15 protein-coding genes are annotated in these 14298 nt (G+C 62.7%); all 15 read left to right on the forward strand.

Annotated features, from left to right (window positions below):
* Nucleotides 1-377: 377 nt before the first annotated feature.
* The 15 genes from coxB to B8V81_RS14720 all read left to right on the forward strand — a co-directional run bounded on the left by coxB (nucleotide 378) and on the right by B8V81_RS14720 (nucleotide 14258).
* Nucleotides 378-1424: a cytochrome c oxidase subunit II gene (gene coxB, locus B8V81_RS14650; protein ID WP_028600332.1), complete on the forward strand. Its 1047-nt coding sequence runs from the start codon at nucleotides 378-380 to the stop codon at nucleotides 1422-1424.
* Between the two features lie 10 nt (nucleotides 1425-1434).
* On the forward strand, nucleotides 1435-3339 hold the full coding sequence (gene ctaD / locus B8V81_RS14655; protein WP_043111810.1) for a cytochrome c oxidase subunit I: 1905 nt from the start codon (nucleotides 1435-1437) through the stop codon (nucleotides 3337-3339).
* Nucleotides 3336-3956, forward strand: a complete 621-nt coding sequence (locus B8V81_RS14660; RefSeq protein WP_028600334.1) for a cytochrome (ubi)quinol oxidase subunit III — start codon at nucleotides 3336-3338, stop codon at nucleotides 3954-3956. Before ctaD ends, B8V81_RS14660 begins: the two co-directional genes overlap by 4 nt.
* Before the next feature lie 3 nt (nucleotides 3957-3959).
* Nucleotides 3960-4280, forward strand: a complete 321-nt coding sequence (locus tag B8V81_RS14665; RefSeq protein WP_028600335.1) for a cytochrome C oxidase subunit IV family protein — start codon at nucleotides 3960-3962, stop codon at nucleotides 4278-4280.
* Nucleotides 4281-4421: 141 nt separating this feature from the next.
* Nucleotides 4422-5318: a cytochrome c oxidase assembly factor CtaG gene (gene ctaG, locus B8V81_RS14670; RefSeq protein ID WP_028600336.1), complete on the forward strand. Its 897-nt coding sequence runs from the start codon at nucleotides 4422-4424 to the stop codon at nucleotides 5316-5318.
* A gap of 43 nt (nucleotides 5319-5361) precedes the next feature.
* The gene (locus B8V81_RS14675; RefSeq protein WP_028600337.1) at nucleotides 5362-5826 is read left to right on the forward strand and encodes a DUF420 domain-containing protein; all 465 of its coding nucleotides are present in this window, start codon (nucleotides 5362-5364) and stop codon (nucleotides 5824-5826) included.
* Between the two features lie 12 nt (nucleotides 5827-5838).
* Nucleotides 5839-6816: a LacI family DNA-binding transcriptional regulator gene (locus B8V81_RS14680; protein WP_028600338.1), complete on the forward strand. Its 978-nt coding sequence runs from the start codon at nucleotides 5839-5841 to the stop codon at nucleotides 6814-6816.
* A gap of 147 nt (nucleotides 6817-6963) precedes the next feature.
* The gene (locus B8V81_RS14685) at nucleotides 6964-7926 is read left to right on the forward strand and encodes a PfkB family carbohydrate kinase (protein ID WP_028600339.1); all 963 of its coding nucleotides are present in this window, start codon (nucleotides 6964-6966) and stop codon (nucleotides 7924-7926) included.
* 119 nt (nucleotides 7927-8045) lie between these two features.
* The gene (locus tag B8V81_RS14690; protein WP_028600340.1) at nucleotides 8046-9071 is read left to right on the forward strand and encodes a globin-coupled sensor protein; all 1026 of its coding nucleotides are present in this window, start codon (nucleotides 8046-8048) and stop codon (nucleotides 9069-9071) included.
* Between the two features lie 285 nt (nucleotides 9072-9356).
* Complete coding sequence (locus B8V81_RS14695; protein ID WP_028600341.1) at nucleotides 9357-10082, forward strand: hypothetical protein; 726 nt, start codon at nucleotides 9357-9359, stop codon at nucleotides 10080-10082.
* Nucleotides 10083-10112: 30 nt separating this feature from the next.
* Nucleotides 10113-10529 carry a GntR family transcriptional regulator gene (locus B8V81_RS14700; protein WP_028600342.1) on the forward strand — a complete coding sequence of 139 codons (417 nt, stop codon included), beginning with the start codon at nucleotides 10113-10115 and terminating at the stop codon, nucleotides 10527-10529.
* Nucleotides 10530-10549: 20 nt separating this feature from the next.
* On the forward strand, nucleotides 10550-11497 hold the full coding sequence (locus tag B8V81_RS14705; protein WP_244912769.1) for an ABC transporter ATP-binding protein: 948 nt from the start codon (nucleotides 10550-10552) through the stop codon (nucleotides 11495-11497).
* 34 nt (nucleotides 11498-11531) lie between these two features.
* Nucleotides 11532-12437, forward strand: a complete 906-nt coding sequence (locus tag B8V81_RS14710) for an ABC transporter ATP-binding protein (RefSeq protein WP_028600344.1) — start codon at nucleotides 11532-11534, stop codon at nucleotides 12435-12437.
* Nucleotides 12430-13746, forward strand: a complete 1317-nt coding sequence (locus tag B8V81_RS14715; protein ID WP_028600345.1) for an ABC transporter permease — start codon at nucleotides 12430-12432, stop codon at nucleotides 13744-13746. The genes B8V81_RS14710 and B8V81_RS14715 overlap by 8 nt, the downstream gene beginning before the upstream one ends.
* A gap of 20 nt (nucleotides 13747-13766) precedes the next feature.
* Entirely contained in the window at nucleotides 13767-14258 is a 492-nt protein-coding gene (locus B8V81_RS14720; protein ID WP_028600346.1) for a small multi-drug export protein, read from the forward strand.
* Nucleotides 14259-14298: the final 40 nt, after the last annotated feature.

Raw genomic sequence — 14298 nt, forward strand, 5'->3', positions numbered from 1 at the left:
TACATAAATGCCCACGGCTTTGGTTAAAAATGATAAGGAGCCGGCGGGAGAAACATCCGTCAAGACCGGTCAAATCGCGCGAAATCGCTTTTTTGACAGCTTTGAGAACAATTTGTGAACTCTCTGTGGAACATTGACAATCAAGGGCTTCAACTTTATATTTAATAAAGTGTAATTGACATGCAGGAGTTGCCATTTTACAGCTGTGCATGAAGCATTTGCCGCAAGCCGTACATAAGGAAGAGAAAGCGTTTAACCGGCTTTTGCCGGCGGGTTTTCCAACTTCTAAATTGATTCCGTAAACGGATAGCCGCCCTCCGGCGGTTCTCCGTTTTTGCTTGGGCAAATGGCTAAAATGTCAAAAGTGGGGTTGATGAATGATGAAAAGGTGGCACCTTGCACGACGTCTCCTGCCGCTGCTCGCAGGGATGGCCTTGCTCTTGTCCGCTTGCGGACGGGAGGATTTGTCCACTCTAAATCCGCAAGGTCCGGTGGCGGAAGCTCAATTTGGATTGATGAAGCTGTCCATTCTGATCATGGTGCTCGTCGTCATCGTCGTATTCGCGCTGGCGTTCTACGTCATCGTCAAGTTCCGTCGGCGTCCGAACGACAAGATTCCGGTGCAGGTGGAAGGCAACCACAAGCTGGAGATCATCTGGACGGTCGTTCCGATCGTGCTGCTGCTGATCCTCGCCGTGCCTACGGTCAAGCATGTATTCGGCCTGGCCAAGGACTACACGAAAGATCCCGATGCGGTTCAAGTCATCGTAACCGCTCATCAATACTGGTGGGAATTCGAATACCCGCAATACGGAATCAAGACCTCCCAGGAGCTCATGATCCCGACGGGCAAGACGGTATCGGTGCAGGCGAAGTCTGCCGACGTCATCCACTCGTTCTGGATTCCGGCGCTCGCGGGCAAGATCGACACGAACCCGGGCGCGAACGTCAATACGATGTTCTTCAGCGCCGATCACGACGGCGTCTACCTCGGCAAATGCGCCGAGCTTTGCGGACCTTCCCATGCTCTGATGGACTTCAAGGTCAAGTCCGTCAACGAAGGCGCCTTCGACCGCTGGGTAGCGGCGATGAAGGAGCCGGGCAAGCTGCCGGCCGATCCGGCGATCGCCGAAGTGTTCGAGAAGCAATGCCTCACTTGCCACGCCGTCGGCGACAAGGGCTTGCAGCTGTATCCGAACCTGACCGGCATCGGCGACAAGGAGACCATCGCAGGCATCCTCGTCAATACGGACGACCCGCAGTACAAGAACGAAGGCACGACGCATGACAACTTGAAGCGCTGGATCGAAGATCCGCAAGCGGTTAAGCCTGGCAACTCCATGCCGAAGGTTGACCTGACTCCGGAACAGATCGAAGGCATCGCCAAGTATCTGTCGGAATACAAGCTGAACGTGGAGCAATAACCTATCGGTAATGAAGGGGGTACCAGCCTTGGCTCATGCACATCCGGTCAAGCGTTATACCGGTCTTATGGACTGGCTTACGACTGTTGACCACAAAAAAATCGGCATCCTTTACCTGATTGCCGGTGGATTCTTCTTCCTGATCGGCGGCCTCGAGGCGCTGCTGATCCGGGTCCAGCTCTGGAAGCCGCTCAACGACTTTGTCGGAGCGGATACATACAACGAGCTGCTGACGATGCACGGCACGACGATGATCTTCCTCGCGGCGATGCCGGTCATCTTCGCGATGATGAACGCCATCGTGCCGCTGCAGATCGGAGCGCGCGACGTCGCGTTTCCATTCCTCAACGCGCTCGGCTTCTGGACGTTCCTGTTCGGCGGCCTGCTGCTGAACCTCAGCTGGATCGCCCAGGCGGTGCCGGATGCAGGCTGGACCTCTTACCTGCCGCTGGCGAGCCCGACCTACAGCACGCACAAAGGCGTCGACTACTACGTCCTCGGCTTGCAGATCGCGGGCATCGGCACGCTGATCGGCGGCATCAACTTCCTCGTCACGATCATCAACATGCGCGCTCCGGGCATGAGCTTCATGCGCATGCCGATGTTCACCTGGACCGTGTTCATCACCTCGGCGCTGATCCTGTTCGCCTTCCCGGCGCTGACGGTCGGCCTGGTCGCGCTGATGTTCGACCGCTTGTTCTCCGCAAACTTCTTCGAAGTCAGCGGCGGCGGCAATACCGTCCTTTGGGAGCATATTTTCTGGATCTTCGGTCACCCTGAGGTCTATATCCTGATCCTTCCGGCCTTTGGCATCATTTCCGAGGTCATCAGCACCTTCTCGCGCAAGCGCCTGTTCGGCTACAGCTCGATGGTGTTCGCGACGGTGCTGATCGGCTTCCTCGGCTTCATGGTATGGGCCCACCATATGTTCACGGTCGGCCTCGGTCCTGTAGCCAACGCGCTGTTCTCCATCGCGACGATGCTGATCGCCGTGCCGACCGGCATCAAGATCTTCAACTGGATCTTCACGATGTGGGGCGGCTCGATCAAATTCACGGCTGCCAACCTGTTCGCGGTCGGCTTCGTCCCGACGTTCGTCATGGGCGGCGTCACCGGCGTCATGCTGGCGGCCGCTCCGGCGGACTTCCAATATCATGACAGCTACTTCGTCGTCGCCCACTTCCACTACGTCATCGTCGGCGGCCTCGTGCTCGGCCTGTTCGCCGGCCTCCACTACTGGTGGCCGAAGATGTTCGGCCGCATGCTGAATGAGGGTCTCGCCAAGCTGACGTTCTGGACGTTCTTCATCGGCTTCCACCTGACGTTCTTCGTGCAGCACTTCCTCGGCCTGCTCGGCATGCCGCGCCGTGTCTGGACGTATCTGGACGGACTGGGCTTCAACACGATGAACCTGATCAGCACGATCGGCGCGTTCCTGATGGGCGTCGGCACGATCCTGTTCATCATCAACATCATCGTCACGGCCGCCAAGCCGAAAACGGCAGGCGACGATCCGTGGGAAGACGGCCGCACGCTCGAATGGTCCATTCCTTCCCCGGCTCCGGAATACAACTTCGCGCAGACTCCGCTCGTCCGCGGCTACGACGCGCTTTGGAAAGAAAAAATGGATGGCAACGACGCGATGACGCCGGCCGAGCCGATCGGACCGATCCATATGCCGTCTCCGTCGATCCTGCCGTTCCTGATGTCGCTCGGTCTGTTCATCGCCGGCTACGGCTTCATGTACGCCGAGAACGAATGGACCGGCATCATGCACGACCTGTTCGCCTCGCATGCGGTAGCAGGCGCCGGCCTGCTCATTACGCTGGGCTGCATGGTGGTCCGTTCCCTCAAGGACGACCACGGCTTCCACATCGAGCCGGATGAAATTACGGGCAAGGGGGTTAAGGCATGAGCGCACATTCGCATCTAGACGGCCAGCTGCCTCATGAGCCGGAACGCGCGACCCTGGAAGGACGCAACAAGGTTCTCGGATTCTGGCTGTTCCTCGGAGGCGAGACGGTGCTGTTCGGCACCCTCTTCTCCGCCTTCCTGGCGCTCCGCGACCAGGTCGGCGACGGCAACCCGACCAGCCAGGAGCTGTTCAAGCTCTCGCTCGTCGCGATCGCGACGGTGCTGCTCCTGACCTCCTCCCTGACGAGCGTGTTCGCCATCCAGGCGATGCACCGCAATCAGGTGAAGTCGATGCAGCTGTGGCTGATCGTGACGGTCGTGCTCGGCCTCGGCTTCCTCGGCCTCGAGATCTATGAGTTCTTCCATTACGTCCATGAGGGACATAAGTTCAGCACGAGCGCCTTCAGCTCGTCGTTCTATACGCTCGTCGGCTTCCACGGCGCGCACGTCCTGTTCGGCATCGTGTGGATCTCGCTCCTGATCGGGCAGGTCTACCGCAAGGGACTGACGGTCGTGACGGCTCCGAAGGTATACGTCGCCGGCATGTACTGGCACTTCATCGACGTCGTATGGGTATTCATCTTCACCGTCGTCTATCTGATGGGAAAGGTGGGGTAACGAATGGCAGCCAATCATACGACCCATTCCGAAGAACCCGCCAAGCGGCATAAGCACGAAGGCCCGCGCAAGCATATCGTCGCCTACATCTTCTCGATGCTGCTGACGCTCGTCGCCTTCGCGACGGTCATCGGCGGAGAGATCAACGCCTCCTTCACGTACATCCTGCTGCTCGTCATGGCCGTGCTGCAGGTTATCATCCAGATGGGCTTCTGGATGCATATGAAGGACCGGGGACATCTGTTCCCGATCGTCGGCATTCTCACCGGAGTGTTCGTCGTGTTTACGATTGTCATCATGGCGGAATACTGGACTTGGTGGTAAGCCGCGCATGACCATAGAGGAGCGTCTGCCCGCAGACCTCCTCTTTTTTATTTTGGCGGCGGGCATGACAGCGTTCGCAATATTGCCCTTTGCCTTGGCTGTCCGCATCCGGTAAAGTAAGCTTGAAGGAGATGAATCGTTATGCTTGGACTCGAATACTTCAGCTTCAAGGCGCTCTGGAGCCCTTGGCTGCTCTTCATTATGCTGGCGATGCTGATCGGCTACTTCTACCTGATCGGACCGTGGAGGCAAAAGCATCATCCGCTGGAGAAACGGCCGAGCTTCTGGCAGCAGGTGATGGCCGTATCCGGCCTCGTGCTGCTTTATCTCGCGCAGGGCGGACCGCTCAATCTGCTCGGCCATCTCATGTTCAGCTTCCATATGGCGAACATGTCGATCAGCTATCTGATCGCGCCGCCGCTCCTTATCCTGGGCACGCCCGCGTACATATGGCGCTCGGCCTTCGGCGCTCCGTTCTGGAAGCGGCTGAGCCCGGTCATGAACCCGATCTTTTCTCTGCTGCTGTTCAATGTCCTGTTCTCGCTCTACCATCTGCCGGACATCCATGACTATGTGATGACGCGCTACTGGCTGCATGAGGCGTATTATCTGGCGCTCTTCATCGCCGCGATGATCATGTGGTGGCAGATCACCTCTCCGGTGCCGGAGTGGACGCGCCTGAACGGCCTGCGCAAGATGGCCTACGTATTCGCAAGCGGCGTGCTGCTGACGCCGGCCTGCGCGCTCATCATCTTCGCCGGAGAGTCCATGTACGCGGTGTACAACGATCCGAACGTCTGGGCGCAAGCAATGAGCTTCTGCGTCTCCGGCGACACAAAATGGCTGCTGGACAATTTCCAGGGGCCGATGTTCTTCAACCTCATGAGCGCCAAGGAAGACCAGCAGCTCGGCGGCATCCTGATGAAGCTCGTACAGGAGATCATGTACGGCTGCATCCTGGGCATCATCTTCGCCCAGTGGTACCGCCACGAAAATGCCGGCAACGACAGCGACGTGCGCGGAGCCGATCCGGTCTGACCGGACGGCTCGCGCGCCTACATCCCGAAGCGGAGGAATCAGCTTGGATCTGTACACGTTATTTCCGACCATCAGCACATTCTTCATCGTCGTCAGCGCCATTCTGGTCGCCATCGGCTGGAGCTTGGCGATCAAGCGCCGGCTCGAGGCCCACAAAAAAATGATGATCGCCGGCGCCATCGCCGCGATCGTGTTCTTCATCATCTATTCGTCCCGTACGCTGCTTGTCGGCAATACGGATTGGGGCGGCCCGGATAGCCTCGCCCCGTACTATTACGTCTTCCTGATCTTCCACATCGTGCTGGCGACGGTCGCAGCCGTATTCGGCATCACGACGCTCACGCTCGGCTTCAAGGAGAAGTTCGCCAAGCACCGCCGGCTCGGACGCGTCACCTCGGTCATCTGGTTCATCACCGCGATCACCGGCGTGGCGGTCTACATCATGCTGTACATCATGTATCCGGGCGGACATACGAAGCCGGTATTCGACATCCTGTTCCGGCTGTAAGGAGCGCTGCGCATGGCGACCATCCATGATGTCGCGGCCCGAGCGGGCGTGTCCGTGACGACGGTATCCCGGGTCATGAACGACCGGGGCTATATCAGCGAGGCGACGAGAGCGAAGGTGCGGCGGGCGATGGACGAGCTCGGCTACGAGCCGAGCGAGATCGCCCGCTCGCTGCTGCGCAAGCAGTCGCATGTGTTCGGCCTGATCGTGCCGACGACGGCGCATCCCTTTTTCGGCGAGCTGACCCATCATGTCGAGGCCGCGGCCTGCGAGCGCGGCTACAAGCTCATGCTCTGCCACTCCGGGTTCGACGCATCCAAGGAAAGGGAGCTGCTCGGGCTGCTGGCGCGCAACCGCGTCGACGGCATCATCCTCGGCAGCCATGAGCTGGACGTCGAGGAATACCGCAAGCTGAAGGCGCCGATGGCAAGCTTCGACCGCAGGCTCTCGCCCGACATTCCGTGGTTCACCTCGGACAACGAGCAGGGAGGGCGCCTCGCGGCCGAGCATCTGATCGAGAGAGGCTGCTCCAGGCTCATCATGGTCAGCGGCCGCTACAAGCCGGACATGTTCACGGCCGGGCGCGCGAGCGGCTTCCTGCAAGCCGCTCGCGCAGCCGGCGTGCAGGCCGACATCGTCGAGACGGTCGGGGACGCGCTGGACGAGACCGGCTATCCGAAGCTGATGGCGCGCGTGCTCAAGCAGCATCCCCGGGCGGACGGACTGTTCTTTACGAGCGATCTGATGGCGGCCTATGCGCTGCGAGCCTGCGCCGAGGCGGGCTGGCGCGTGCCGGAACGGATCAAGCTCGTCGGTTATGACGACTCCGGCGTCAGCCGCTGGCTGCAGCCCGGCTTGACGACGATCCGCCAGCCGCTTGCGGACATGGCGGCGCTGGCGGTCGACTGCCTGGTGCGGCAGCTGGAGGGGATTCCGCTCGAGCCGGCGAGGCCGCTGCCGGTCACGCTGGTCCAGCGCGGCACGACCTGATGCTCTCCGAGGCGGCTTCGGCCGCGCGGGAGAGCTTATTTTTCAGCTGTCATGTCAAACGTTTGACACATGATGCCGGCTCATCCTATAATGCGCATATCAAGGGTGATGGCCGAGCATCGGAAGCATCGAGAGGAGAGGCGAAGGATGAGTCGCGTGTTCACAATCGGAGAAGCGCTGATCGACTGGATTCCGGCGGAGAAGGGAGTCGGACTGAAGGAGGTGACGGCCTTCTCGAAAGCGGCGGGCGGCGCTCCGGCCAACGTCGCCTGCGCGGTCGCCCGCCTCGGCGGAGCCAGCGCCTTCATCGGCAAGCTCGGAGAGGATGCGTTCGGAGACTTCCTCGTAGAGACGATGGACGAGGTCGGCGTCGACACGACGCGCGTCCTTCGCACACGCGAGGCGAATACGGCGTTGGCGTTCGTCAGCCTCAAGGAAGACGGCAACCGGGACTTCAGCTTCTACCGCAGCCCGAGCGCGGACATGCTGCTGCGGCCGGAGGAGATCGGCGACTGGTTCGCGGCAGGAGACGTGCTCCACTTCTGCTCGGTCGACCTCATCGACGCTCCGGTCAAGGAGGCCCATCGAGCGGCCATCGCCAGGTGCCGCGAGGCGGGAGGCATCGTCAGCTTCGATCCGAACGTGCGGCTGCCGCTCTGGCCGTCGCCGGAAGCTTGCCGCCAGGCGATCCTGGAGTTCCTGCCGCTCGCGCGGATCGTCAAGATCAGCGACGAGGAGCTCGCGTTCATCACGGGCATCGACGACGAGGAGGAGGCGCTGAGCTCGCTGCTGGCCGGAGACGTCGAGCATGTCATCTACACGCGCGGCCCGGCGGGCGCGACGTGGCTGAGCCGCGGCTTCCGCGCGGACGTGCCCGGCCATGCCGTGAAGGCGGTCGATACGACGGCGGCGGGCGACTCGTTCATCGGAGCGCTGCTGTACGGCGTGCAGCGGCGGCCGGATTTCCGCTCCGGCATCGACGAGCGGGCGGCGCGCGAGCTGCTCGCCTACGCCAACGCGGCGGCGGCGATTACGACGACGCGGCCGGGCGCGATCGCGGCGCTGCCGAGGCCGCATGAGGTCGAGGAGCTGCTCGCCGGCAGCCGCTGAGCGCGTCCGGCAGCAGGAGGCAGGAGCGTCCGCCTGGCGGCGGACGCCCTTCATTTTCCCGGATCGCAATCCGATATGAGTCAGATGGTACTACATCGCGCAACAAGGAGATGGACACGGTGATCGCCTTATCCGAAGCAAGGCAGAAACAGCTGGACTACATCGGACTGAAGGAAGAGGACTTGCAGCTCCTGCGGGGAGCGGCGCCCGTCTTCGAGGAGGCGGCCGACGGCATCGTGGAGGCGCTTTACGGGCAGATCGTGCGGCAGCCCGAGCTGAAGGCGCTGATCGAGCGGCACAGCTCGCTGGACCGGCTCATGGGGGCGCAGAAGCGCTATTTCCTGTCGATGACGGAGGGCGCGATCGATGAACGCTACTTCGAGGAGAGGCTGAAGATTGGCGCGATCCACTCGCGGATCGGACTGACGAGCCAGTGGTATCTCGGCACGTACATGATCTATCTCGACCTCGCCTCCGCGCATCTGGCGGCGGCGCTGCCGGACCGCTGGCGGCCGGTGCTGCATGCGCTGACCAAGATGTTCAACCTCGACTCCCAGCTCGTGCTGGAGGCGTACGAGCGGGACGAAAAGGCGAAGCTGCAGCGCATCAGCGACAGCCAGAGCGACATCCTGCACGGAGTCAACGCCGCCGTGCAGGAGCTGGCCGCCGGCATGGAGCAGGTCGGCCGCAGCGCCGATACGGTCGGCCGCCTGGCGGTGCGGACCGTAGAATCGCAGGAGCAGACGATGGCGCAGCTGGATCTGCTCGGCGAGCAGATCGGCGGCATCGAATCGATGGGCTCGGTCATGAACGGCATCTCCGAGCAGACCCATCTGCTCGGGCTCAACGCCGCCATCGAGGCGGCTCGGGCCGGCGAGGCCGGGCGAGGCTTCGAGGTCGTCGCCGGCGAGGTGCGCAAGCTTGCCCGGCACTCCAAGGAGTCGCTCGACCTCATCCAGGACAAGCTGGAGGCGATCACGGCCGCGCTGTCCCGCGTGCAGGCGCTCTCCGCCGAAACGTCGGGAGCGGCGCAGGAGCAGGCGGCGAGCTCCACGGAGCTCGGCTTGTTCATCGGCATGATCGAAAAGGTGTCGAAGGAGCTGGAGCGGCTGAAGGAAAAGGCCGAGGCGGCCGAATCCGTCTAGTCGGGGCGAGCCGGTCCGTGGCGGATAGCGCCGCCGCTCCGCCTCTTGGCCGAGCTGGCCGAACGATTGAATTGCGCCGCGTCCAAGCGATCGCTTGTGACCAGCGCCGCCGCATGCGGCAGCCCGCATCGAACCCGCCGAGGAGGCGGGGCGATGCGGGTTTTTTATCGTCTCGACCTATTGACAGAAGCAGGAAACGCTGTGTATAGTGTATATAAAGATATATACATTATATAGACCGAATAGGGCCGCTTGGCGGCCGGGGCGCACAGGGAGGCTACGCAAGTGAGCACGTGGAAAGGGGCCGTCAGGCTGGCCCGATACGAATGGAGCCTGGCCGGACACGGATCCTGGTTCAACCTGATCCTGGTGCTGTACTTCACGCTGATGACCATTCCGCTGCTCGGCGATGTGACCGAGCCGCAGGCGAGGGACGGCGCCTGGTACCCGGGCGGCGCGGCCAATTTCATCATGCTGGCGCTTCTGCCTTGCTTCGGCTTTTTCCTGAACCGGGCGACGCTGGGCGGATGGCGGCTGAACTATATGTCCGGCAAGCTCGCCGCATGGAGGCAGCTGCCGATCACCGGCAGCCAGATCGCGGCCGGCCGGCTGCTGACGATGCTGTCGCTGCTCGTGCCGTCGCTGCTGCTGCTGCTGGTCCTTCAATACGCGATGGTGCTGAGGCATGAGGTCGATCCAGCCGGGATGGCGCTCTACTCGCTGTTCTGGATCGGCTATGCGGCGGCGGGAGGGAGCCTGTACGCCTGGATGGAGATCGTGATGGACGGCAAGCGCTACCTGTTCTTCTGCTCCGTCGTCACGGTCGTCCTCATCGGCGTCGGCGTGGTCCTCTCCGTGAGCGGCTTCGAGATCATGCGCTGGGCGCTGGAGCAGGCCGCGGCCGGCCGCTGGCTGCCGATGCTGGCGACGGCAGCCGCGGGAGCGGCGGTCACGCTCGTCGTCCAGCGGCTGATGGCGCGCTCGATCGGCAGGCGCAGCCTGCACGCCTGAGGGCGATAACGAACGAAACGAGGTGCGGCCGTGCGGCTTCCCATCCAAATCAACGACAACAGCGCGGAACCGCTGTATCATCAGATCGAATCGCAGCTGCGGGCGCTCATCGTCAGCGGGCAGCTGACCGAAAATACGCTGCTCCCGTCCAATCGGGAGCTGGCCCAGTCGCTCGGCTGCAGCCTCATCACGATCCGGCGGGTGTATCAGGATCTCGAGGCCGAGGGGCTGCTGCGCTCTCGCCAGGGCAGCGGCACCTTTGTCGCCAAGGTCGATTCCGAGGCGGGCACGAGGCAGCTGCGGCAATCGGCCGAGGAAGCGATCCGCGCGGCCGTCGACGCCGGACTGGCCGCCGGGCTGGAGCGGGCGGAGCTGGAGCGGCTGTTCGCCGTCGAGCTGGACCGGCGCTGCGGACCGAAGACAGGCGATAGGCAGGACCCATCATGACGGAGAAGGGAGAGGCTGGCATGCGGGAGATGAACACGGAAGCGAGAGCCGCCGAGCGGGAAACGGCGGGAGCGGCGGTATGGCTCCACGGGGCGGTCCAGCTGCGCAAGGCGTTCCGGCTCGGGCCGCTGAACCTGGAAGCGCCGGTCGGCTGCGTCACCGCGATCGTCGGCCCGAACGGCAGCGGCAAGAGCTCGACGTTCCGGCTGCTGCTCGGCCTGACGGCGGCGGACGAGGGGGAGATCCGCCTGCTCGGAGAGCGCGTCGGCGATGGCCTCGACGATACGGAGCTCAAGCGGCGGATGGCCTATGTGCCGGAGGAGGACAGCAAGATCGAAGCCTCGCTCCGCGGCACGAGCCAGGCGGAGTTCGTCTCCGCCTGGTACCCGGCCTGGAATCAAGGCGAGTTCGAGCGGCTGCTGCGGGAATTCGAGGTGGAGCCGTCCAAGCGGCTCGGCAAGATGTCCAAGGGCATGCGGCGCAAGTTCGAGCTGGCGCTGGCGCTCGCCCGCGAGCCGGAGCTGCTGCTGCTCGACGAGCCTTCCTCGGGGCTCGATCCGCTGTCCTGGCGCAAGCTGGTCGGCGAGCTGCACCGCTATATGGAGCGGGGGCGGCATACGATCCTGATGGCCACGCATATTCTGGACGAGGTCAAGCGGCTGGCCGACTACATCGCGATCATGGCGGACGGCCGGATCATCGGCGTGTACGAGAAGGATGAGCTGCTCTCCTCCTGGCACCGGTTCTACGTCGGTCCGGGACTCGGGGGCGCCGTGTCGGAAGGCGATGTCGCCGACCTGCCCGGCCTTGTCCGGGCCGAGGAGTCGGGAGGCGGCACCTGCCGGGTCGTGACGAGCCGGGCCTGGGAGGCGGAAGGCTGGTGCCGGGAGCGAGGGCTGCCGATCACCGGCCAGCGCGCCCTCGAGCTCGACGAGATCATGGAGCAGCTGATCCGGCAGGCGCGATGAGCTTTTTTTACCAACGAATGGGGGAATGCGAACGATGAAGCCGCTAGTAGTCGACCAGGTCGTCAAGCAGTACGGAGACAAGACCGCCGTGAACGGCATCAGCCTGGAGGTGGACCGCGGGGAGATCTACGGCTTGCTCGGTGCGAACGGCGCCGGCAAGACGACGACGATGCGCATGGTGCTCGGACTGATCTTCCCGGACGAAGGAAAGATCCTGTACGACGGCAAGCCTTACTCCAAGGAGCAGCTGCGCCGCATCGGCTACCTGCCGGAGGAGCGGGGCCTCTACCCGAAGGTGAAGGTGAGCGACCAGCTCGTCTATCTCGCCCGCCTCAAGGGCATGTCGGCGGCCGACGCCGACAGGAGCCTCAAGCAGTGGCTGGAGCGCTTCGGCGTGCCGGAGTATTACGGCAAGCGGGTGGAGGAGCTGTCCAAGGGCAACCAGCAGAAGATCCAGTTCATCGCGACGATCATCCACCAGCCGCAGCTGCTCATCCTCGACGAGGCGTTCAGCGGCCTCGACCCCGTCAACGTCGAGCTGCTCAAGGCGACGGTCAAGGAGCTGCGCGACAACGGCTCGACGATCCTGTTCTCGACGCACCGCATGGAGCATGTCGAGGAGCTGTGCCGCCAGATCACGATCCTGCGGTACGGCAATGAGGTGCTGGGGGGCAGCCTCAAGGAGATCAAGGGCCGCTTCCCGCGAGAAAAGGTGCGGCTTGCCGCCGACGGCGACATCGACGGACTGGAGCGGCTGCCGGGCGTGCTCGGCGTAAAGGCGCTCGAGCAGGGAGGCTGGGAGATCCGGATCGCCGACGAGGCGTCCGGCAGGGGCATCCTGCGCCATGCGATGGCGCAGGCGGAAGTGAGCCGGTTCGAGATCCTCGAGCCGACGCTCAACGAAATCTTCATCAAGACGGTAGGTGAGACGCATGAATGATTTCCTGAACGTAACCGGATTCACGTTCCGCAACAAGACGAGAGGCAAGGCGTTCATCGTTACGACGATCATCCTCGTCGCCATCCTCTCGCTCGTCATCAACCTGCCCTACATCATCTCCTTGTTCAAAGGAGAGGGCGGCTCCAGCGCCAAGCAGGTCGGCTACGCGTCCGTTCAGGCCGAAGCGGCGGAGAGCCGCGTCACGCCGACGCTCGTCGGCGGCTGGCTGGAGGAGTATTTCGCTTCCCAGCCGGAGGAGGCGCGCAGCCTCGCGATGGTGCCGATCGACGCCTCCGGCGATGCGGCCGCGGATGAAGCCGCGCTGAAGGCTGCGATCGCGGACGGCCGCATCGACGGCTATATCCAGCTCCAGCCGAACGCGGACACGGGCTTTTACGACGCCGTCTACAAGTCCGAGAAGATGATGGACGGCTCTTCCGCCGAGGAGCTGCGGGCCGGACTGCAGCTCGTCAAGGCGAACGCCGCCGGCCTGACGCCCGAGCAGAAGCAGCTGCTCTACTCGCCGGTCGACGTCAAGTCGGTGCAGATTAACGCCGGCACCGGCGAGGAGGACGGACGCTCCGCTACCCAGCAGGGCATCAACATGGGCCTCGTCTACGCGATCCTGTTCCTGCTGTTCATGTCGATCATGGCGACGGGACAGATCATCGCCAGCGAGGTGACGACGGAGAAGAGCTCGCGCATCATGGAGGTGCTCATCACGAGCGTATCGCCGCTGAACAGCATGTTCGGCAAAATCTTCGGCATGTTCCTCGTCGGCCTGCTGCAGATCGCGATCTACGTGCTGGCCGTCTTCGTCAACGTCAGCCTGCCGACGAACAAGGGAGCGCTCGGGGACATGAACATCCATCTGTCCGAGGTCAGCCCCGACCTGCTGATCGTGGCGCTGCTGTTCTACCTGACCGGCTATTTCCTGTACGCGACGCTGTACGCGGCCGTCGGCTCGCTCGTCAGCCGCACCGAGGATCTCGGCCAGGCGGTCATGCCGCTCACGTTCCTGTCGCTCGGCGGCTTCTACCTTGGCATGTTCAACCTGGCCGCTCCAGACAGCATGCTGGTGAAGATCACCTCGTTCATCCCGTTCTTCTCGCCGTACGTCATGGTGCTGCGCTCCGGCGTCGGCAGCGTCGAATACTGGGAGATCGGCCTCTCGCTGCTCATCATGCTCGTCAGCATCTACGTCTTTGGCTGGCTGTCGGCCAAGATCTACCGCACCGGCGTGCTGCTCTACGGCAAGCGCCCGAGCTTCAAGGAGCTGCGCAAGGCGATGAAGGCCTATAAAATCTGATCTCAAGGGGAGTAAATTCGTTGGAATTCGAATCGTTTTTTGAACAGCTTAGAGAATCCAATCCGCTGGTTCAATTTTTCGGGGTCATGGTCGTCGCGATGATTCCGTTTCTCGAGGGCTACTTCGCGGTCCCGCTCGGGATCGCCGTAGGCTTCCCGGCGCTGCTGACGATCGGCGCGGCCATCGTCGGCAACTGGGTGTCCGTGATGGCCGTCATCCTGGCCAGCGACCGGTTCCGCCAGTGGATGCAGGGGCGGAGCAAGTCGCAGCGGACGCAGGAAAAAGAAAACAAGCGCTGGCAGAAAGGCCAGAAGCTGTTTCATAAATACGGCGTGCCCGGAGTATCCCTCCTCGGGCCGCTGCTGATCGGCGATCATATCGCCGCTCTCATCTGCATCGCCTCCGGCGCGCCCAAGCGGTCCGTCGTCCTATGGCAGACCGTCGCCATCGTCGTGTGGGCGGTCGGGACGGGAGCCCTCGTCTTGCTCGGCATCAACGCCATCAACGCTTGAGGATATTTGGAACGCCATCTTTTATCGGACAGGAGAGAAT

The sequence above is a fragment of the Paenibacillus pasadenensis genome (assembly GCF_002864175.1).
Taxonomy (GTDB): domain Bacteria; phylum Bacillota; class Bacilli; order Paenibacillales; family Paenibacillaceae; genus Paenibacillus_O; species Paenibacillus_O pasadenensis.